Genomic DNA, 22,543 nt, shown 5'->3' with positions numbered 1-22,543 from the left:
TAACGGCGACTATCGCCGACCCAAGAGTCGCCACACACATGCGCCGTGATCTACATCACAATTCCTCTCCGTGCCAAGCGTGAAGGACTATCGAAGGAGATCTCGGCCAGCTGGACCCGACGGCCACCAGGCCACCGGTCAGGCGGACCTCGCGCGCCGCGAGATCCACGTGGGCAAGGACGTCCTCCAGGCAGTGCGACGCGCCACGGAGCCAGATGCCTGTGCCCACCAGTAGGAGGCAGCCACTCGACGCGGCGGCCACGTCTTGCCCCTCGGGAGCCACCTGCAAGTCGCCGTCATAGAGCGCGCCGTCCGGGCCGGTCCACCCACAAGCCGATGGCACCGTACAGCTGCAGAGTCCAGCCCAGGGCCCGTTCGGGCTCGGCGCCAGCCGAAGCGCAGCACGATGCCGCCAGCCAGCATCGACATTCACGCCAACTGATCGGTTCCTCCTCGCTGGGTTGCTTCAGCGCCTGCCGATGGAAAGACTCCGGCACCTTGTGTTGCTGGTCCGGCCGGACACCATCCTGCGCTGGCACCGCAATGTGCTTGTATCGCTTTGAAAGTCATCGCAGGGTGCTTGACCTGCGGATCGACCTGATGCGGTGGTATGGGCAAGATCAGTTCTCGTGTCTGTCCATCTCCTGTATCTGATCGTGGTCCTTGTGTTCGGCCGGCTGGTACTCCTGGGCCGAAGCGAGGCGGTCAAGGATGCCGAGATCATGGTGCTGCGGCGTCAGGTCGTCCAACCCAAGCCCCACTGGGCCGATCGAGCGATCCTGGCCGCGCTGACGCGACTCCTGCCGCCGAGGTCGCGGGCTCATCGGCTGGTGACACCGGGCACCCTGCCGGCTTGACACCGGCGCTTGATCCGAGATCGGTGGACGTATCCGAGCCGATCCGGCCGGCCCAAGGATGATCAAGGAGGTCCGGGACTTGATGCTGCGCCCGGCGCGGGAGAATCCGGCCTGGGGATACCGTCGGGTGCATGGTGAACTGGCCCGGCTCGGCTATCGCGCGAGTGAACCGACCGTGCAGCGGATCCTGCGGGGCCGGCGGGTCGGCCCGGCTCCCCCAGACGCCGATAGCTCGTGGAGGACCTTCCTACGCGCTCAGGCCAAGGGACTGCTGGCCGTCGATTTCTTCCACGTCGACATAATTTCCGTGAGACGCCTGTACGTGCTGTTCGTGATGGAGATCGCCACCCGGCGCATTCACATCCTCGGTGTGACCGCCCACCCGACCGGAGCGTGGACGGTCCAGCAGATCCGCAACCTGCTCATGGGCCTCGGCGACCGGGTCGGTTCCTTCCGTTTCCTCATCCGCGACCGAGATACCAAGTTCACCAAGGTGTTCGATGCGGTTTTCGCTGGCGCGGGCGTGACAGTGGTGAAGACCCCGCCGCGCACACCGCAGGTGAACTGCTACGCCGAGCGATGGGTGCGCACCGTACAAGCCGAGTGACGCTGGAAGGGCGGATCGAACGCCGCAAGATGCTCGACGGGCTGATCAACGAGTACACCGAGCCGCGTAGCCACTCCGGAGGACTCCCAGCTCAAGCCCTATGCGATGAATTTTGAAGCGGTACACCCCAGAAGGCCGATGTTGATCATAGTGTGCGGGGTTGGTGCGCGCGAGCACGCACGGAGCACGCAAGCGCCAGACGAAAATTCTAGAACGCATCCGATCCCGCATAACCGCAGGTCAGACCATGATCAAAAACGTGCTCTGCAGGATTCGAACCTGCGACCGTCGGATTAGGCAGTCGAAGTCCACAGAACTCGTGCGCCACCCCTACCGAGGTTGGGGGCAAGGCATTCTGTACATGTTCAGCAAATGATTGGCAACGCACTGCTTTCGATAAACCAAGTGTTGGCCGCCAAAACGATCGAACGTAAAGACGAGATCAAGCTTCGTCTCGACTCGTCTCGAAAGCGGAGACATCGGAGTTGCGAGCACTGCGGCCATCGGATTAGAAGTCCGGTAGGGCCAGGCCCTGACGGCACGTGACGGGGCGTACGAGCACGCACCGAGCACGGCTGACCGCCGGTGCTGGGGTCTGACGGCACGCTCCGGGGGTCGCGATCCTGATCGGGCGCTTCGGCATCGGCCACCGGGCTTATCGCCCAGACCCTACTGACGTGACTCCCGCGGCGGTCAGTCGCAGCCGCAGCCGTCGCAGCAACAGCCGTCCTCGCCCGGGCAGCAGGAGCAGCAGTTGCCGCAGCAGTCGTATCCGGAGCAGTCGAAGCGCTCGCAGAAGGAGCCCTCGCGGTCCTCGTCCCAGGCGGGCCGGTACAGGCCGCACGTGCAGCAGGTCAGCGCGGCGCACGCCAGCGACAGCAGCCCGCCGGGATCCCGCTTCGGCGGCCGTTGTCCCGGCGGCGCGTCGGGGTCGACGGGCGGGTGGCCGGTGCCGTGCGTTCCGGCGATGGCGAAGGCTCGGGAGACGGCGCTGCCGGTCTCCCGCACCAGCAGGGCTCGCGTCAGGCCGGGGCGGGGCAGGTCCAGCCCGTCCACGGCGGCGCGCAGCTCGGCGTGCGCGGCGTCGCAGTGGCGGCGCGCCTCGTCCAGGCCGGTGCCGGTGACTGCCAGCGGGTTGTACGCCCCGAACGCCCGGTCGTCGGCCAGGTCCTCCACCGCGTCGATCAGGTGCGCCAGCTTCCCGAATCCGCGACCGGCCGCCTCCAGGGCCTCCCGGTTGTGCGGCTTCCCCGCGAGCACCGCTGTGTGCGCGAACGCGGCGGCTACGGCGTCCTCAGTAGGCCCCGTCAACTCTCGTAACCCGGGCGCCGCGCTGCTCCTCGGGGGCGCCTGGGCGTGGGCGCGTTCCAGGAGGGCCTGGCGGTCGGCCGCCGCCGTCAGCGGGGTGGGGTCGAACTCCAGCGTGCCGGCCATGGCCGTGCCGGCCGAGGACCAGCGGCCCGCCAGGCGGGTGGCGCCGGCGGCCACCGGGCGGCGGGCGTACACGCCGTCCCCATCCGTCACGTGGTCGCTCACCTTGCCGGCCGCCAGGAGCAGCGACACCGAGGCCGCCAGCCGTACCCCCTCGGACTCCACTACGTCGGCGCCCTTGAAGCCGCGTAGCGCACACGGGCCCGCCCTCCGGCGCGACGTGGACGTGGGCGACTGGGCCTCGGTGAGGACGGACACGAGCAGGCCGTCGTAGTTGGTCACCAGACGGGACAGGTGTCCGTGCTCGTCGCGGAGCGCCAGGCAGAGCCCGCACAGGTGGCCCATCCAGTCCGCGTAGAGCCCTTTGCACAGGACGTGCCGACACGGGCGGACAATGCCGAACATACATCCCCTTATGTGCGTATTGGAGAGCCAACCGTAGCACCAGGCCGCCGGTAGATACCGCTGCGGCGAACGGATCCGCAGGAAGGAGAAGGTGCCCTCACCGACCGGCCTGGAGCACTGCGCCTGCCGACCTAAAAGGACCAAATCGTTGGGCAACGGGTACCCACATGGCCATCGTTTGCCGTGATCGGATCCGGCTCGGTGCGCAGCCGCGCCGCTTGTCTGACCACCACCCGCGGGCAACCGCGGAAGCCGTTAGAAGCTCAGAACGGATGGCCAGCGGCAAGTCGTTACGTCTTGGCCCGCACCTGACCAGCTTGGGGTCATCCACCGGAGCAGATACACCCTCTGTCGACGTGGTGCAGGCCCGGCGAGGGCGCTGAGCTCGTCGTCGCGGTCGGCGTGGTGTTTTCGCGCGACCGCGTCGTCGCGATGCGGCCCGACGGCGCCGCGTCCTTCCGGTTCACCGACTTCGACCGCATCTCGGGGGAACTGGGCGAGTACGGATGCACGCCGAACGTCTACCTGTACCCCATGACGACCCACTAACGATCCCCGCGCCACCACGACCGGCCCTGGCGGCGCGGGACCTACACGGCTGGTACAAATGGGGCATGAGCGAATCCGTCGGGTATCCCCCGCGGCCGAATGTGCCGGCGGCCCGGCGTGTCTACAGTCGGACGTACCGTGTGTGGGCCCAGGTGCTCCTGTGGACGCCGATCGCGCTCACGGTGGTCGGCGTCGTCCTCGGCCTGGGGCTGTTCGCGGCCGCTGACGCCGACCCGACGCACAGTTCGTCCGCGCTCGGCTATCTCGGCCTCGTTGTGTGGGGCGCCCTCGCGATCCTGTCACCGGTCCTGCTCGGGTCGTTCATCGCCGGGCTGGTCATGCTGAACCGCACGCGCAGTTGAGGCCGCGGCGGGACGCGGCCCGGCCCAGAGTGCCGCTGCGCAGGCAGCCAGGCGGAGAAGCGGCGCCGGGGCGGAAGGCGGGTGGACCGGATCGATGCCTACTGCGCCTGCCGATAATTACATCCGCCCAGCTCATGACTCTGCGAGGGCTTCGCGTGGCGTACGCGAGCTCCGGTCACCGGGAGACGGAAGCGCGTGCGGCAGGATGATCCGCTGTGCTCCTTCGCCTGGCCTGTCTGACCGTCACGAACGCCTTCGCCGCGCTGCGGTTGCTGCCCATGAGTGATCGGGACAAGAACGTGGAGATTCTCGTCCTGCCCTGACCTCGCGCCTGTTCCACTGGGAATCCCAGAACCGGACCAGCGCTACCTCGGCCACTGGGCTCCGCTACCAGAACCACGTAGCGGAGGGCAGCCACGTGCTGTTCTTCACCCGCGAGCGTCGCAGGGATCGAACTTCGCGAGACCGCCGAAGTAGCTGGGCCATTGCTGGCCGCCGGAGATGGCGGCCCAACGTTCCCGACTGAGTGCTACATCCGCACCGGAGCCACATAGATCACGCAAGGGATCTCCCGATATGCCGCGCACGTTCCAGGAGTAGGCACCCCAGCGTGGGGTGGCGAGCATCGCGGTATCTCCATCGGCGCTCAGCACCACATCCTCCATGGCCTTGGCCGGGCCTTTGAGCGTGGCGCGCAGGGCAGGACGTGACGGGTTCCGCAGGTCCCAGAGCGTCGTCACTCCGTGCAGAGTGCCGGCAAGAGCGGTACGCCCGTCTGGAGTGATCGCCACTCTATTGGCATCGGTCGTCAACGAGCCCAGCGCCCTCGGACGGCGTCGGTCGGCCAAGTCCCAAAGGCGTACCGGGCTTTGAGTGCCGCCATCGCTCACGCCGGCTGTCATGGCCCGCCGCCCATCACCACTGAGGGCAATGCCTCGCACGCCTGGCAGACGGGTGTAAAGAGAGGGGTGGGAGGCATCGGTCAAGTCCCACAGGTAGCCTTCTCCCCTGCTCACCACCGCCGCCGTACGCCCGTCGGAGCTCACCGCCACATCGCTGATCGATGAGGGGTGAGCAAGTCTTGTCAGTCGCTCCGGGTTGGCGAGTGTGGCCAGACTCCACACCTCCACCCCGCCGTCATCAGTACCGACCAACGCGACTGTGCCATCCGCGGTCAATGACAAACGCTGAATGCCGCCCGCGTCACCGGTCTTCAACACCGCGCGCTTGGCCGGGCCAGCGTGATCGTCCAAGGACCAGACGATCACCTTGCCCCCACCATCACCGGTGAGCGCGACACGCCCCGTGGCGGCCAGCCCGATCGCAGTCACTTGCTCGTCATGCCCCTTGAGAGTGGCCATCGCGGTCCATCGATAGTCAGGGGCGATCCAGGATAGGTTCCACAGCACCAGCCCGTGGTGCAGGTCGGCCGTCAGCGCCGTCCGACCGTCAGCGCTGCAGGCGATCGCCACGACACTGCTGCTGCCGTAAAAAGGCATCCGGCGGCTGGAGAGCAAGGTGTCGGCAAGGGCGGACCGGGTAAGCGTGTCCGGATGGACCTTGACCGCCGCCGCTCCCAAGCTCAGGGCATCAGAGGCGTCCACGTCTCGCCACTCCACCCCCTGTAGAGCCAGGCGATGCGCCGCTGCGCTGCGGACGGCATCGCCACCGGCGGTAGAGCTGCTCCCCACGGCGAGGGCGGCACATAGAGCAGTGGTCACAACCAGCCACGCGCGGGAGATACGGGGAGAAGTCACAGGCATGGCCGATACTCAGTCTCTGTCCCGTGGCGGAATGGGTTCAATGGTCAAGTGACCGTACCGAGGATAGTACTGGATCTTGATCCATTCACCGGGGTGCTTGACGACCGTATCCCTCCATGTCTTGTTGAGGTAGTCGACATCGGCCTTGATCGCGAAGTTGACGACCGACGCCACCAGACCGCAGAACTGGCCCGCAATTTCGGCCTTCTCCTTGGCCGGAGGCAGGACCGAGGCGACTTCCACCGCATCACACGCGACGGACACGTCACCATCCCAGTCATTCATGAGCTTTTCCTTGAGCCATGCCTGAACTGGCGAGTAATAATCCGTGCACCGCTCCGCCGTCGGCCCCGGTCTCTTACCGGACCCCTTCTTGATGGGGTGCTCCGCCTGCACGCAGATGCGTGACGGCTCATCCCCGCACCCATAGGCATCCTTGTTCTTCAGGCATCCGCGGAAGTTATGCGCCAGATTGCTGCAGCCGCCCACACTCGGTTTACCCAGTTCCTTCTGGGTGTCCTGCAGGCAGCCCATCTGAATGTTGGCGATCTGATGGCAATCGGGAGCCGCCGATCCTTGCCACAGGCACAGCAGCATGTCATGAGCCACTCCGTGACACGTCGAAGTATCCTGTTTGAATCCAGCCTTGTCCTTGGCCAGGAATCCGTCATATCGGCACTGCGCGTAGGCTTCGCGAACATGCTCGCACTCAAAGCGCCCGAGCCCCGGGCGGCAATTCTCGTACTCATGGGTGGCTTCGACGCAGATCTTGTCCGCGTCATTTGCATACGATCGCCGGCACAGCGTGTACTGATCATTTCCTTCGATGCACACCGATCGCGGCGTTGTCTTGTCGGAACGACACTCGCGGTAGACCTGGTCCGCCTCAGTGCATTTCTGCGCCCCGTTCAAGAAGTATTCGCAAGCCGCATGGACCCCCTTTGTCTCACAGTCCTTCTTCTTGCCTTGCTTGCAGGCCAGGTAGGTATTCGTGCCCGACTTGCAGGCCTCATCGTCATTCGAATTCGAGTAGCCGGCCATGCAGTCATCGTTGAAGCCGTCGGCTGCCGTGCAGTTCTTCTTGCCGTAGGCCTTCTTGCAGGCCTTCCACCATGACGAGGAACCCACCGGGTCCTTCAGCTTCTTGGGCTTCTTGGGCTTGTGACCGGTGGGGTCGGTGTTCGTCAGCGGGTTGTCGTTGGCGTAGGTGTAGCGGTTGAGCTGGATCGACGGATCGGGGTTCTGGGTGAGAGTGTCACGGCTGATGAAGCTGCCCGTGGTGGGCTGGTACCAGCGCGCGGCCATGTTGACCTTGTCCGTGTCCGGGTCGGTGTACCCGCCCTGGTAGCCCAGGGCATGCTCGGCGCCGGTCCTGGTGATCACCTCGCCGAACGGACCATAGGCCACTGAATCGGCCAGAGCGCTGCCATCGGTAGCGAACGCGCCGACAAGGTCGCCGTGAAGGTCGCTGAAGGCCAGTTGGGCGCCGCTCCCATCGCTCAGGCCCAGGGTCCGGCCCAGCGCATCGCGTCCGAAGGCGGCCGTCACGTTGCCGCCGTTGGTGACTGTGACCAGATTGTTCGTGGCGCCGTCGTAGCTGAAACCGGTCGTATTCTGGCCGACGGTGCGGGCCTTGACCCGGTCCAGCGCGTCATAGGCATAGGTGACCGCATCGTCGTTGATCAGCCGGTCGAAGGCGTCGAACTTGCTCATCCGCACGATGCCGTTCGCGTCCTCGGCCAGGGTGCCCCGGGCAGTGTAGCGGTACGTGTGGCCGTCACTGCTGGAGGTCAGCCGGTTGCGTTCGTCGTAGACGTAGGTCTTGTCGTCGGCCCGTACCCTGTTGCCGGCGGCATCCCACTCATAGTTGGTCTTCTTGCCGTCCGGGCCGGTCCACGATGTGAGCCGGTCGGCCTGGTCATAGGTGTAGGTGTTGGTGCCCGCCCCGGCTGTGCCCGCGGTGATCTTGGCGATCATGTTGTCGTCGAGATCGTAACGGTACTCAAGGGAGGCGATCGGCGACGCGCTCGAGGTGGTGAGCTGGTCGCTGATCAGCCGTCCGAGCACGTCGTAGCCGTAGCTTCGACGGGCGCCGTTGGCGCCGTAGGACATGCTGGTCAGCCGGGATGCCTTGTCATAGCCATAGCCGATGGTGATGCCGCTGACCGGGTCCACCGACTGAGTGAGCCGGTCGGCCTCGTCCCAGCTGAACGTGGCCGTCCCGGTGACGTCGAGGCGCTGCACCAGCCGGCCGTCGCCGTCGTAGCCATAGGCGCTGATGTCACCGGCCGGACCGCTCACCTTCAGCGGCAGCCCTCGGTCGTTGAGTGCGAAGCTGAGATCGTTGGCCGCGGTCAGCCTGCCGACCGGGTCATATGCGAAGGTCTTCTCCTCGGTGGCCGCCTCGGCACCGCTGCCGGTCTGCTTGACCAACCGATTCAGCTCGTCGAAGACCCGGTCCACGCGAACCCCGCCCGGGGCCAGAGTGCTGGTCGGGTTCCCGGCTCCGTCATAGATCGTGGTCCAGGTACGGTCCGCCAGGTCCGGATGCGCATGGGTAGCCGGCTCAACCAGCGACTCGGCCAGGCCCAGGCTGTTGTAGGTGGTGAAGGTGGTGTTCCCCCGCCCGTCGGTGGAGCGGGTCAAGGCGCCGGTGGCGTCGTACCCGAAGGAGGTGGTGATCTTATCGGTGGCCGACACCGGCTCCTGCAACTGCACCAGCCGCCCGGCGGCGTCGACGGTCCGGATCGTGGTGTGGCCCTCGGCCGAGGTCTGGCTGATCACGTTGCCGGCTGCGTCATACCCGGTCCTGTGGGTGCGCACCACCGCGCCGTTGCCATCCAGTTCCTGGGTCTGGATCTTCCGGCCGGCCAGGTCGTAGTCGGCCGTGCTGGCCAAGCCCAGCGCGTTGGTCGTCCTGACCACTCGTCCGGCCAGATCGTAGTCGAAGCGAGTGATGTTGCCCAGCGGGTCGGTCTGTGAGACCAGGGCGCCGGTGGCATCGTAGCTGCGGCTTGTCGTGCCCCCGGTGGGCCGGGTGGTCTTGGTCAGCCTCCCGGCGTCGTCATACTCCTGCCGAGTCACATAGACGGCCGGGCTGGGCTTGCGTTCCATGGTGGTCAGCGTGATCTGCCGTCCGAGGTCGTCGTGGGTGGACTCCGAGCGGGAGCCGGCGGCGTCCACGGTCCACAGCGGCTCGTCCGCCAGGTCGTAGCCGTATCGCCACACCCCCGCCGGCGAGCCGGCGGTTGCGGGCATGTTCACCTGCACCTTGCGCCCCAGACCGTCATAGACGGCGGTGCTGGACTGCCCTCGTCGGTCGGTGGAGCTGACCAGATCGCCCGCGGCGTTGTACGCAACGGTGATCTTCGGCGTTGTCGGCTGCCCGCCCGGCGGCGTGTAGGGCGGGAAGGCCTGCTCCACTACCCGTCCCGCGCGATCCAGGCGGTAGGACATCGTCCGGCCCTCCGGGTCGACCTCCTGTGTCTGCTCCCCGAAGGCGTTGTAGCCCAGGACGGTGGTCGGCCGTGCAGCCGTCGGGGCGGCCCCCATCCGTTCCACCGCCACCGCCGGTAGCTGTACTCGCACCGGCAGGCCCGCCGCATTGAAGGACACCTCGGTGGTGTAGGCGGCCGGATCCGCGCCCGGCAGGTTACCGCGTGGATCGATGACCGCGGTGGTCAGCCCTCGCTCGTCCACTTTCAGCTCAGTGACCAAGTCCTGCGCGCCGTTGTGTACGGTCTGTCGGATCGGCAGGTCGGCGGCGTTATAGGCGTACTCGGTAACCTCCGACCGCTCGGTGCCGGCCGCGGTCAGAGTGACCTTGGTGACGTTGCCGTTGGCGTCATAATCGTAGCTTTCCACCCGGCCCAGCCCGGCCGGGTCGGTGGTCAGCGAGCTAATCCGTCCCGCCGCGTCATAAACCGCGTCTTCGCGCAGCGTGCCGCCGCCGCTGACCTTCCGGGTCAATTGCCCGGCCGCATCGTAGCTGCTGCTCTCCAGCGTCACATCGCGACGTGTAGCCGAGCCGTTGAGCAGCACCCCCTTGGCGATGGTCTCGGCAGGCAGATTGTCGGCGTAGTAGGTGTAGGCCGTGGTACGGCCCATCGCCTCGGTCTGGGAGGCCAACCGGCCGGCCGGGTCGTAGGCGCGGGAGCTCACCACCACATCGGCAGCCGGCTGCGGGTCGATCGGGCTGCCGGTCCAGCCCTTCAACGTGGTCGTGATCAGCTGACCGCGCGGGCTGTAGGCGTAGTGGAAGGTCGTGCCACGTTCATCAGTGGAGGCGGCTTTCTGCCCCTTGTCGTCGTAGGTGAACCGCTGCGCTCCGCCTTCCGGCCCGGTGACGGATTCCATCCGGCCATGGGCGTCGTAGGTATACGTGGTCGTGCGCGCGGAGTCGCCGCCGGTCACGTCCGATACCGTCTCCGTCAGCGACAGCCCGTCGGCATCGTAGGTACCTGACCACTTCAGCGTGTGGGTGGCTCCGGTTACCTCGTTCTTGACGCCGATACCGGTGCGCGAGATCACCTTGCCCAGCGCGTTGTAGGCGATGCTGGTGTTGAGTCCCTCCGGATGCGCCTTGGAGATCTCGGTCTGCGTGACCACGCGTCCCAGCACATCGTGCTCGTACTTCTTCACCAGCCCGGTTGGGCTCGTCTCGATCGCAAGATCACCAGCGGCGGTGTAGGTGTACGTGGTCTGGTTGCCGTTGAAGTCCTTGATCGACTTCACCAGACCGGCTGGGGTGAGACCGCCGCCTGACGCGGGCTCGGTGCCATCGGTGTACGACTTGCTCGTACTACGACCGGCCGGGAAATCCTTCGTGGCAGGAGTGGTGACCTTGATCTCTTCGCCGAACTCGTTGAACGCCCGCGAGGTCATGTAGGTCTCGTCGGTGGCCGAGGCCGACCGGCCGTCCCGCTGGCCGGTCTGCACATCGTTGCGCGGGTCGAACGGCTTGTCGTTGTTGACGAAGTAGTCGTAGTACTCCGTCGAGCAGTCCGCGCCCCTCGTCCGGCAGGTCTTCTGCGACAGCAGATTCCCACGAGCGTTGTAGGCCGGCTCGACCACGTTACCGTTCGGGTCGATCTCCTTGGCCAGATATCCGCCCACGTCATAGGCCCACTTCGTGGTCGCGCCGACCTGGTCGGTCACCGACACCTCTCGATAGCCTCGCTGCGCGTCGGCGACATAGGTGACGACGCCGTTGTGCGGGTCGGTCACCGTCACGGTGACGAAGGTCGAGATGGTGGTCTGCTTCGCGTACACCGGGTCCGACAGCTTCCACGTGCCACCGTTGGCATCGGTATGCGTCGCCAGCCGACCACCATCCGGGTTGTAGGCGTTGACCGCCCATACCCGGCCCGACGGCTGCGTCACCTTGGTCAGCTGCGGCTGCGCCTTCCCCGCCGCGAAGTGCCGCTGCACGGCTGCCACGCCCAGCGGCTTGCCGTATACCGCCACCTCGTCAATGTCACCGTTGAACGGGAAGACCGCGGCTGTGCTGGTCGTGGATGGCCAAGCGGAGGAGCCCTGACCGGAACCGATCCGGGTCTCCGCCATCTCACCGTGCTGGATCTCCCCGGCCAGCGTGCCCACCGCGACGCCGTCGAGGTACAGCGTCTGGGTGTGCTCCGCCGAGGTCGAACTGGTGGCGGGCTTGGTCTCTGCCGCTGACAGCACCACGTGGTGCCAGGCTCCGTCGTTCACCGCGCCCGAGGAGGTGATCGGGGTCTGCGCGATTGTGGATGGGCCGGTGTAGAACTGACCGCGTAGCTTGCCGTCGGTACCCACGTACACCGCGGGGATCGACTCTGACGACGTGCCGTCGGTACTCGCGTTCACTGCCGGCGTGGGCCATTCCGAGGTGTTGCCGGCGGTGTTCTGCACGCCGATGATCGTGCCGGAGGCGGTGGTCTTGAACCACGCCTCGACCGCGAGCTCCCCGCCCTGGCCGCTGATCGCGTTCTTCGGCAGCTGTACGAAGGTGGAGGTCTCCGCGCCCTTGAAGCGCATCGCGGTGTCGAGCGAGCCGGCCAGCGCGCCCGGGACCCTGGCGTCGAGATCGGCCGGGGTGGACCCGTTCAGCTTGGCCTGCTCCTCGGTGATGTTCCAGCCCGCCGCGCTGGTGACGACGGTGCCCGTACGGGTGTCGGCCTCGTTCAGCCGGTAGTAGTACTCCGGCCCCGAATCGATGACCACACTCTTGTACCGCGAGGCCGCCCCGTACTGGTAAGTCGGGCAGGCCGTGGCCGAGGCCGGCGAGCACACCTTGACCAGCAGATCACCCTCGTAGGTGTAGGTCCACGTCAGCGGATTGCCGTCCACCAGGTCGGTGGACACACTCGCCACGTGGTTGCCTGCCCAGGTGAAGGTCAGCGACCGGCCGCCGGTCGCGGTCACCTTGGTCAGCTTGCCGTCGGTGCCGCGAGTCAGTTCCTGCCCGCGCCCTCGATGGTCTGTGATCTTGGTGAGCAGGCCGGACGCGTCGAACCAATAGGAGGTGGCCGACTTGTCCATCAGCCGCCAGCCTCCCGCCTGCTCGGCGGCCATCGTCGCGAACGTGCCCTGCGGCGGCGCGTAGCTGCCGTTGCCCGTGGGCGCGAAGCGCATCTGCTCGCCGCTCGGGTACGTCACCAGCAGGCTGCCGGTCGGCTCGGCCTCGATCCGCATGTCGTACCGGGTGGTCCAACCGGCGCCGAACATGCCGTCCGTGCGTGGGTCCAGGCTGTTGTAGGTACGGCTCACCGACAGCGGCGGCCCCACCACCGTCACCGAAGCGTCGGTCTCGCTATGCGCGTAGTTGCCCGAGATGTGGTTGAACTCGCGGCCCTGCGTGCCGGCGGTCAGCAGTCCGTTGATGTTGCCCTGCTCCGGCACTGGGGTGAAGGTCCGCCACGAGGAGGTCACCGTGGTGTAGGTGGTGGCGGCCTTCGCCATCCACGAGTACGTCTCGCCCCACTTCAGCCGCTCGTCGACGACCTGCCAGGCGCCTTCCTTGGTCCAGTCCTCGGTCTTCTCCGCCGAGTCCTTGCACCAGCGCCAGTTCGGCGCGCTGCCCGCGCAGATCTGGAACCAGTACTTGACCTCGCCCTTGTTGAAGGGGCGCGCGTTCGCCGACAGCACCGGCGTCAACGAGCCCACCTGGCTGTTGTTGGCCGGGGAGAACGACTCGAACGGCAGCGCCGCCACGGTTGCGTACACCCAGTCCGACCAGGGACCCGACACTCCCGAGGTGGTCGTGGCCCGTGCCCGCCAGCGGATGTGCCAGCCGTCGGTCAGCTTGTCGGCCGGTACGGCGGTCCAGGCGTTGGTGCCGGAGGCGTACTCCTTGTCCGAGGAGCCCGACCAGATCAGGCCCGTGCCCTCGTCGCCGGTGGCCGGGTCGTGCTCCACCTCGACATCGAGCTTGCTTGGCCGGTTCTCCGGATCGGTCACCTTGGCGTACATCCACGGCGTCAGCGACTCCGCGGTCCACGAGGTCGTGCCGCGGATCGCCGGGTTCATCCCCAGGCCGTCGATGCTGGGCTTGCGGAGGTCCACGGTGCCGTTCTGCCAGGGGGACCATTCGCCTTCAGCGCCGGCGGTGGTGACGCCGCGTACCCGCCAGCGGACCTTCATCCCGTCCGTCAGTTGCCCGGCCGGGACCTGCAGCCAGGCGTTGCCGCCCGAGGGGTAGGAGGTGGTGGCCCTGCCGGACCAGATCAGCCCCGTGCCCTGGGCGGGAGCGGCCGGGTCGTGCTCGATCTCGGCGCCCAGCACCAGTTTCGAACCTCCGGCGTCGGTCACCTTCGCGTACAACCACGGTGTGACGGACGCCAGCGTCCACGAGTCCGTTCCACGCGTCGCGGGCACCGCACCCAGACCGTTACCCGCCGTGCCGCTCACCGCGACGGTGGACACCTGCCACTCCGTCCACGGGCCCGCGATCCCCCCGGAGGTGGACACCCGTACGCGCCAGCGGACCAGCCAGCCGTCCTTCAGCTTGCCGGCCGTCACCGTCGGTGTCTGCAACCAGCACTTGCTGGTCGTGTAACAACCACTGCTCGACAGGTCACCTGTGCCCGACCAGATCAGGCCCGTACCCTGCGTGGCGACCGACGGGTCGTGCTCGACCTGCGCCTCCAGGCGCAAGGTCCGCGAGTCGGGGTCGCCGCCGTAGGCGTAGAAGGTGGGTTGCGTCGAGGTCAGCGTCCACAGTCCTGACGTCTGCTGTCCTGGGGAGGCCGTCGCCTCCGAGACCACAGGCTTGGAGGCGTCCACCCGCGCGGCCTGCCACTCCGACCACTGACTGGCCACCGAGTCGGACGTGCTCACCCGGACGCGCCAGCGGACCTGCCAGCCGTCCTTCAGCTTGCCGGCCGTCACCACGGGGGTCTGCAACCAGCACCTGCTGGTCGTGTAACAACCACTGCTCGACACCGTACCGGTACCGGACCAGATCAAACCCGAGCCCTGGCCGGCAGCTGACGGGTCGTGCTCGATCTGGGCCTCCAGGCGCAACGGCCTGGAGTCAGGGTCGCCGCCGTACGCGTAGAAGCTCGGCTGCGTGGACGGCAACGTCCACAAGCCCGCCACCTGCTGTCCCGGGGAGGCCGTCGCCTCCGAGACCACAGGCTTGGACGTGTCCACCCGCGCGGCCTGCCACTCCGACCACTGACTGGCGACCGCGGCTGCCGTGGACACGCGCACGCGCCAGCGGATCAGCCAACCGTCCTTCAGCTTGCCCGACGTCACCACGGGGGCCTGCAACCAGCACTTGCTGGTCGTGTAACAACCACTGCTCGACACCGTACCGGTGCCGGACCAGATCAAACCCGAGCCCTGGCCGGCGGCTGACGGGTCGTGCTCGATCTGGGCCTCCAGGCGCAGCGCGCGTGAATCGGGGTCGCCGCCGTAGGCGTAGAAGGTGGGTTGCGTGGACGGCAACGTCCACAGTCCGGACGCCTGCTGGCCCGGGGATGCCTGCATTTCCGACACCACAGGCTTGGAGGTGTCCACCCGCGCGGCCTGCCACTCCGACCACTGACTGGCCACCGAGTCGGACGTGCTCACCCGGACGCGCCAGCGGATCAGCCAGCCGTCCTTCAGTTTGCCCGACGTCACCACGGGGGTCTGCAACCAGCATCTGCTGGTCGTGTAACAACCACTGCTCGACACCGTACCGGTACCGGACCAGATCAACCCTGTGCCCTGGGTGGTGGCCGTCGGGTCGTGCTCGACCTGGGCCTCCAGGCGCAACGCCCGGGCGTCGGGGTCGCCGCCGTACGCATAGAAGCTCGGCTGCGTGGACGGCAACGTCCACAGCCCCGCCACCTGCTGGCCCGGGGAGGCCGTCATCTCCGACACCACCGGCTTGGACGTGTCCACCCGCGCGAACTGCCACTCCGACCACGGGCCGGACACCAGCGCGCCCGGAGCGGCGGTGGACTGCACCACCGCGCGCACCCTCCACCGGATCTGCCAGCCGTTCTGCAACCCCGTCACCGCGGGCGACTCGTGCGAGGCCGAGCACGTCTGGTTCGTGAAACAGGTGTCACCGAACGTCGTGCCCTGCCCCGACCAGATCAGACCCGTACCCTGGCCGTTCGCCGCCGGGTCGTGCTCGACCTCCGCCTCCAGCACACCGGGCCGCCGGTCGGCGTCGGAGATGGCGGCGGTGAAGGACGGGCTGGTGCTCGGCAGTATCCACTTGCCGGACACCAACTGGCCGACAGGCGCGGAAACCATGCTCACGGCAGGGCCGGGCGGGATCGTCTTGGAGATCGTCGTGTCCACGCGCGCCGACACCCACGCGGACCACGGCCCCGACGCCCCGGACGTGGTGGTGGCGCGGGCGCGCCAGCGGAGCTGCCACCCGTCGGTCAGCTTTCCTGCCGGTACGGCCGCCCAGGCGATCGTGCCCGTCGCGTAGTTCTTGTCCGAGGAGCCCGACCAGATCAGCCCGGTCCCCTGCCCGGCGGCAGCCGGGTCGTGCTCGACCTCCACGTTGAGCATGCTGGACCGGTTGTCCGGATCGGTCACCTTGGCGAACAGCCACGGCGTCAGGGTCCCCGCCGTCCACGACGCGCTGCCCGGCAGCGCCGGGTCCATGCCCAGCGACTCGACCGACGGCTTGTTGAGGTCGATGCGTGCCTGGGTCCAGTCCGACCACGGGCTGATGGCGCCGGTGGTGGTCTCGGCACGAGCCCGCCAGCGGATCCTCATCCCATCGGACAACTTCCCGCCCGGCACCTGCACCAGCGCGTTGTCACCGGAGTGGTACGGCTGAGCGCTCTTCCCCGTCCAGATCAGGCCGCTGCCTTGGCCGGTCGCGGCCGGGTCGTGCTCGATCTCCACGGCGAGCAGGGAATCCCTGGTCTCCGGGTCGGTCACCTTCGCGTAGAGCCATGGCGAGGTCGCCGCCGCCGTCCAGCTTCCGGCGTCCCAGGTCGCCGGAGTCATCGACAAGCCCGACACCGACGGTTTGCGCAGGTCGATGCTGGTGGAGGTCCAGTCGGTCCATGGGCCGAGGGCGCCGGTGGCGGTCTCACCGCGTACGCGCCAGCGGACCTTCATCCCGTCGGTCAGCTTTCCTGCGGGGAACTGCACCCAGGCGTTGCCGCCCGAGGCGTACGCGGTGGTGCCCTTGCCCTCCCAGATCAGGCCCGTACCCTGCCCGGTCGCGGTCGGGTCGTGCTCGACCTGCGCCCACAGTTTCGAAGCGCGCGAATCAGGGTCGCTGACCTTGGCATACACCCACGGCGTCACCGACGACGCCGTCCACGACGTCGCACCCTTGGTCGCCGGGGTCAAGCCGGCGTCGGAGGCGGCGGGCTTCGTCACGTCTACGGTGGCGCTCTGCCAGGGTGACCATGTGCCCTCCACGCCGGCGGTGGTGACGCCGCGTACCCTCCAGCGGACCTTCATCCCGTCCGTCAGTTGCCCGGCCGGGACCTGCAGCCAGGCATTGCCGCCCGAGGCGTAGGAGGCTGTGGCCCTGCCGGACCAGATCAGTCCCGTGCCCTGCGCCGGTACGGCCGGATCGTGCTCGACCTCCGCAGCCAGCACCAGTTTCGAACCTCCGGCGTCGGTCACCTTCGCGTACAACCACGGTGTGACGGACGCCAGCGTCCACGAGTCGGTACCGCGGGTGGCGGGCACCGCGCCCAGGCCGTTGCCCGCCGTCCCGCTCACCGCGACCGTCGACTCCTGCCACTCCGACCACGGGCCGACCGCCCCGTCGGAGGTGGACACCCGTACGCGCCAGCGGACCAGCCAGCCGTCCTTCAACTTGCCCGACGTCACCGCAGGGGTCTGCAACCAGCACCTACTGGTCGTGTAACACCCACCGCTCGACACCGCGCCGGTACCGGACCAGATCAACCCTGAGCCCTGCGCTGCGACCGCGGGATCGTGCTCGACCTGCGCCTCCAGACGCAACGCCCGCGAATCCGGATCACCGCCATAGGCGTAGAAGGTCGGCTGCGCGGACGACAACGTCCACAACCCCGCCACCTGCTGACCCGGGGAGGCCGTCGCCTCCGACACCACCGGCTTGGAGGTGTCCACCCGCCCGGCCTGCCACTCCGACCACTGACTGGCAGTCCCGTCGGCGGTGGACACGCGGACCCGCCAGCGGACCAGCCAGCCGTCCTTCAGCTTGCCCGACGTCACAGCGGGAGACTGCAACCAGCATCTGCTGGTCGTGTAACAACCGCCGCTCGACACCGCGCCGGTACCGGACCAGATCAACCCTGAGCCCTGCGCTGCGACCGCGGGATCGTGCTCGACCTGCGCCTCCAGACGCAACGCCCGCGAGTCGGGGTCGCCGCCGTACGCGTAGAAGCTCGGCTGCGTGGACGGCAACGTCCACAACCCCGCCACCTGCTGACCCGGAGAGGCCAGCATCTCCGACACCACCGGCTTGGAGGCGTCCACCAGCGCGGCCTGCCACTCCGACCACGGACCCGCCTCCCCCTCAGCGGTGGACGCCCGAACCCGCCAGCGGATCAGCCAGCCGTCCTTGAGTTCGCCCGACGCCACCGTAGGAGACTGCAACCAGCATCTACTCGCCGTGTAACAACCGCCGCTCGACACCGCGCCGGCGGCCGCCCAGATCAGCCCCGAGCCCTGGCCCGCCGCCGACGGGTCGTGCTCGATTTCCGCCTCCAGGCGCAACTTCCGCGAATCCGGGTCGCCGCCGTAGGCATAGAAGGTGGGTTGCGTGGACGGCAACGTCCACAACCCGGCCGCCTGCTGGCCCGGGGAGGCCGTCATCTCCGACACCACCGGCTTGGACGTGTCCACCCGTCCGGCCTGCCACTCCGACCACGGGCCCGCCACCTGGTCGGCGGTGGACACCCGCACACGCCAGCGGACCAGCCAGCCGTCCTTCAGCTTGCCCGCCGTCACCGCGGGAGACTGCAACCAGCATCTGCTGGTCGTGTAACAGCCGCTGCTGGACACCGTGCCGGTATCGGACCAGATCAAACCTGAGCCCTGGCCGGCGGCCGACGGGTCGTGCTCGATCTGCGTCTCAAGGCGCAACTTGCGTGAATCGGGATCGCCGCCGTAGGCGTAGAAGGTCGGCTGCGTGGACGGCAACGTCCACAACCCCGCCACCTGCTGACCCGGAGAGGCCGTCATCTCCGACACCACCGGCTTGGACGTGTCCACCCGCGCGAACTGCCACTCCGACCACGGGCCGGACACCAGCGCGCCCGCGGTGGCGGTGGACTGCACCACCGCGCGCACCCTCCACCGGACGTGCCAGCCGTTCTGCAACCCCGTCACCGCGGGCGACTCGTGCGAGGCCGAACACGTCTGGTTCGTGAAACAGGTGTCACCGAACGTCGTGCCCTGCCCCGACCAGATCAGACCCGTACCCTGGCCGTTCGCCGCCGGGTCGTGCTCGACCTCCGCCTGCAGCACACCGGGCCGCCGGTCGGCGTCGGAGATGGCGGCGGTGAAGGACGGGCTGGTGGTCGGCAGTATCCACTTGCCCGTCACCAACTGGCCGACAGGCGCCGACAGCATGCTCACTGCGGGCCCGGGCGGGATCGTCTTGAACACTGTCGTGTCCACGCGCGCCGACACCCACTCCGACCACGGCCCCGACACGCCGGACGTGGTGGTGGCGCGGGCCCGCCAGCGGATCTGCCAGCCGTCGGTCAGCTTCCCTGCCGGCACGACCGCCCAGGCATTGGTACCCGGCGCGTACGCCTTGTCCGAGGAACCCGACCAGATCAGCCCCGCACCCTGCGCGGGAACGGCCGGGTCGTGCTCGACCTCCACGTTGAGCTTGCTCGACCGGTTCTCCGGATCGGTCACCTTCGCGAACAGCCACGGCGTCAACGTCCCCGCCGTCCACGACGCGGAACCAGGAAGCGCGGGATCCATCCCCAGCGACTCGACCGACGGCTTGTTGAGGTCGATGCCGGCAGCGGACCAGTCGGTCCATGGGCCGAGGGTGCCGGTGGTGGTTTCACCGCGTACGCGCCAGCGGACCTTCATCCCGTCCGTCAGCTTCCCTGCCGGGACCTGCACCCACGCGTTGCCCCCCGAGGCGTACGCCGTGGCTCCCTTGCCCTCCCAGATCAGCCCCGTACCCTGCGCGGGAACGGCTGGGTCGTGCTCGACTTGTGCCCACAGTTTCGAAGCGCGCGAATCAGGGTCGCTGACCTTGGCATACACCCACGGCGTCACCGACGACGCCGTCCACGACATCGCACCCTTGGTCGCCGGGGTCAGCCCCACATCGGACGCCGCCGGCTTCGTCACATCCACCACGGCGCTCTGCCAGGGCGACCACTCGCCCTCCACGCCCGCCGTGGTCACGCCACGCACCCGCCAGCGAACCTTCATGCCGTCCGTCAGCTTCGCGGCCGGGATCTGCACCCAGGCGTTGCCGCCGGAGGCATAGGAGGTCGTGGCCTTGCCGGACCAGATCAGGCCCGTGCCCTGCCCCGGTACGGCCGGATCATGCTCAACCTCCGCAGCCAGCACCAGTTTCGAACCGCCGGCGTCGGTCACCTTCGCGTACAACCACGGTGTGACAGACGCCAACGTCCACGAGTCCGTTCCACGCGTCGCGGGCACCGCACCCAGACCACTGCCCGCCGTGCCGCTCACCGCGACCGTCGACTCCTGCCACTCCGACCACGGACCGACCACCCCGTCGGAAGCTGACACCCGCACCCGCCAGCGAACCAGCCAACCATCCTTCAACTTGCCCGACGACACCGCAGGGGTCTGCAAATAACACCTACTGGTCGTATAACAACCACTCGACGACAACGAACCAGAACCCGACCAGATCAACCCCGTACCCTGCGCCACGACCGACGGATCGTGCTCAACCTGCGCCTCCAAGCGCAACGTCCGCGAATCCGGGTCACTGCCATAGGCGTAGAAGCTCGGCTGCGCGGACGACAACGTCCACAACCCCGCCACCTGCTGACCCGGCGAAGCCGTCATCTCCGACACCACCGGCTTGGAGGTGTCCACCCGTCCGCCCTGCCACTCCGACCACGGACCCGCCACCCCGTCGGAGGTGGACACCCGTACGCGCCAGCGAACCAGCCAACCATCCTTCAACTTGCCCGACGACACCGCAGGCGTCTGCAGATAACACCTACTGGTCGTATAACAACCACTCGACGACAACGAACCAGAACCCGACCAGATCAACCCCGTACCCTGCGCCGCGACCGACGGATCGTGCTCAACCTGCGCCTCCAAGCGCAACGCCCGCGAATCCGGATCACCGCCGTAGGCGTAGAAGGTCGGCTGCGTGGACGGCAGGCTCCAGATCCCGGACGTCAACTGTCCCGGGGAGGCTATCGCCTCCGACACCACCGGCTTGGAGGTATCCACCCGCCCGGCCTGCCACGCCGACCAGGCACTCACCACGCCGCCGGACGTGGACACCCGCACCCGCCAGCGAACCAGCCAACCATCCCTCAACTTGCCCGACGACACCGCAGGCGTCTGCAACCAGCACTTACTCGTCGTGTAACAACCGCTGGACGAAAGGTCGCCGCTAGCGGACCAGATCAGACCCGTACCCTGGGCGGCGACCGAAGGGTCGTGCTCGATCTGGGCCTCCAGGCGCAACGGCCGCGAGTCCGCGTCCCCGCCGTACGCGTAGAAGGTCGGCTGCGTGGATGGGAACGTCCACAACCCCGTCACCTGCTGGGCCGGAGAGGCTGACATTCCCGACACCGCCGGAAGCGCGGCGGCCGCGACAGCCTGCGTCCGGGTGGCCTTCGCCTCGTCCTGCGTCGCGCTCCCCAAGGACACCCTGTGCATGGCGGCGCTCTCGGCGCCAACACGGGTCTGTCGTCTGTCGTTCTTCGTTGGTGCAGATGCGGCGGGATCGGAGGACGAGTCCCAGGTCAGCGGCGGCGGGCTGTTCAGCCCGTCCGTGGCCGGCTCGTCGAGCACCTCATGCGCCTTCTCCAGTCGGAGCGAGCCCTTGGGCCGCTTCTCGCTGGCGCCCTTGGTCTTGTCCTCGGTCTTCGGCTTCGGCTGCGTGGCGGCCGGGTCGACGAGGTGCGGCAGGTTCGCCGCGGTTCCGGACTGCTGGACGGGGACCGCTCGGGCGGAGCCTGAAGCTGGGGAGCCGGGGATCGCCAGCCGGTTCGGCGCCGGGTCCACGACGACCGCCTGCGCCTGCAGCGCGAGAATCCCCGGCATGAGGATCATGGTCACGACCACGACGAGGCGGCTCAGCCACCGCGATGGTCCATTTCGTCCGATGCCGAACCGAGTCCGGCCCAACACACCCGCACCTGTCCGAGCACGCCGCATGGCCACGCCCACGCTCCCCGCAGACCAGGCGCATCCCCGTAAGCGCCGCATAAAGAACGCCACAGATATACACAGACAAGTCGAACCAGGAATAGGCCTTGACAAGGTGATCACTGTTGGTGCAGTGGGCCGGAAATAGTCCCGGCGAAGGGGATCCGGCCAGCTCATGCACAGAAGGCCCAAAACAGCGGTGTGACATAGATCACACAGGAAGTCTTGATTTCCTAAAGGGCGGTGGGCGAATTCTGTAGCGTCCCCGTCACCATGCGTTTCACATGGCCGGCACCCGCGCCTGCGCGAGGGACTTCGGGGCGGGCGACCAGGCAAGAAAGCGCGGCGCGTCATTCTGGCGGGAAGCGGCTGAGGCGTTCGCGTAGAGATCGAAGCATTCGGTTCCCGCCTTTACCGGCCGCTCGCGGCAAGGGCGGGGATCGATTTTCTCTACGGCATCAAGGATCATGCGAGCAGGTCAGAGCCGTTTCGAATTCCTATGTCGTCGCGCCCGTTTATTGCCCAGCGAGAAGAACGACACAGGCAATTACAGTAGCTGCTGCCCCCATCTGCCTGCCCCGGATTCACCAGTAGGGAGGCCGGCCACGCCGGGCCGGACGCCGGCCATTCCGTGGCGCACGGCGCGGGCCGCAAGATGTCGCGTGCGGACGCTCTGCGCCGGGGGCGGGCCAAGCACACGGTCGAGGAGCTGCGCCGTACGCCGATGGGGTCGTTGGTGGTGTGCGGCGACCGGCAACTGCTCTTCGAGGAGGCGCCGACGGC

The 22,543-nt window shown here is 67.7% G+C and carries 9 protein-coding genes; 5 read left to right on the top strand and 4 right to left on the bottom strand.

Going from position 1 to position 22,543, the window contains the following annotated elements:
* Nucleotides 1-629: 629 nt before the first annotated feature.
* Together ACWDX9_RS32390 and ACWDX9_RS32385 are read left to right on the top strand one after the other, a co-directional pair.
* A complete protein-coding gene (locus tag ACWDX9_RS32390) occupies nt 630-857 on the top strand; it encodes a hypothetical protein (RefSeq protein ID WP_449960555.1) in 228 nt (75 codons plus the stop codon).
* A 79-nt stretch (nt 858-936) separates the two neighbouring features.
* Nucleotides 937-1,464 (top strand): hypothetical protein, encoded by a 528-nt coding sequence (locus ACWDX9_RS32385; protein ID WP_449960552.1) that lies wholly within the window; start codon nt 937-939, stop codon nt 1,462-1,464.
* Nucleotides 1,465-2,157: 693 nt separating this feature from the next.
* Here the strand turns inward: ACWDX9_RS32385 and ACWDX9_RS32380 are convergent.
* The gene (locus ACWDX9_RS32380; protein WP_449960549.1) at nt 2,158-3,300 is read right to left on the bottom strand and encodes a DUF5685 family protein; all 1,143 of its coding nucleotides are present in this window, start codon (nt 3,298-3,300) and stop codon (nt 2,158-2,160) included.
* Between the two features lie 402 nt (nt 3,301-3,702).
* Between ACWDX9_RS32380 and ACWDX9_RS32375 the strand changes: the two genes are divergently transcribed.
* Both ACWDX9_RS32375 and ACWDX9_RS32370 read left to right on the top strand, forming a co-directional pair.
* Nucleotides 3,703-3,849, top strand: a complete 147-nt coding sequence (locus tag ACWDX9_RS32375) for a hypothetical protein (RefSeq protein WP_360694721.1) — start codon at nt 3,703-3,705, stop codon at nt 3,847-3,849.
* Between the two features lie 65 nt (nt 3,850-3,914).
* Nucleotides 3,915-4,211, top strand: a complete 297-nt coding sequence (locus ACWDX9_RS32370) for a hypothetical protein (RefSeq protein WP_449960545.1) — start codon at nt 3,915-3,917, stop codon at nt 4,209-4,211.
* A 428-nt stretch (nt 4,212-4,639) separates the two neighbouring features.
* Here ACWDX9_RS32370 and ACWDX9_RS32365 read toward each other — a convergent pair whose 3' ends face one another.
* The 3 genes from ACWDX9_RS32365 to ACWDX9_RS32355 form a co-directional block, all read right to left on the bottom strand.
* Nucleotides 4,640-5,815, bottom strand: a complete 1,176-nt coding sequence (locus ACWDX9_RS32365) for a WD40 repeat domain-containing protein (protein WP_449960543.1) — start codon at nt 5,813-5,815, stop codon at nt 4,640-4,642.
* Between the two features lie 168 nt (nt 5,816-5,983).
* Nucleotides 5,984-21,655: an RHS repeat-associated core domain-containing protein gene (locus ACWDX9_RS32360; RefSeq protein ID WP_449960540.1), complete on the bottom strand. Its 15,672-nt coding sequence runs from the start codon at nt 21,653-21,655 to the stop codon at nt 5,984-5,986.
* Between the two features lie 385 nt (nt 21,656-22,040).
* Nucleotides 22,041-22,229 carry a hypothetical protein gene (locus ACWDX9_RS32355; protein ID WP_449960537.1) on the bottom strand — a complete coding sequence of 63 codons (189 nt, stop codon included), beginning with the start codon at nt 22,227-22,229 and terminating at the stop codon, nt 22,041-22,043.
* Between the two features lie 162 nt (nt 22,230-22,391).
* On the opposite strand from ACWDX9_RS32355, the gene ACWDX9_RS32350 reads away from it, so the two are divergent.
* On the top strand, nt 22,392-22,543 hold a 152-nt coding region (locus ACWDX9_RS32350; RefSeq protein WP_449960567.1), incomplete at its 3' end, for an RtcB family protein.

The organism is Nonomuraea sp. NPDC003201, assembly GCF_053590415.1.
Note: the sequence above shows the minus strand (reverse complement) of the source record. Positions and strands in the feature narration are given on the sequence as shown.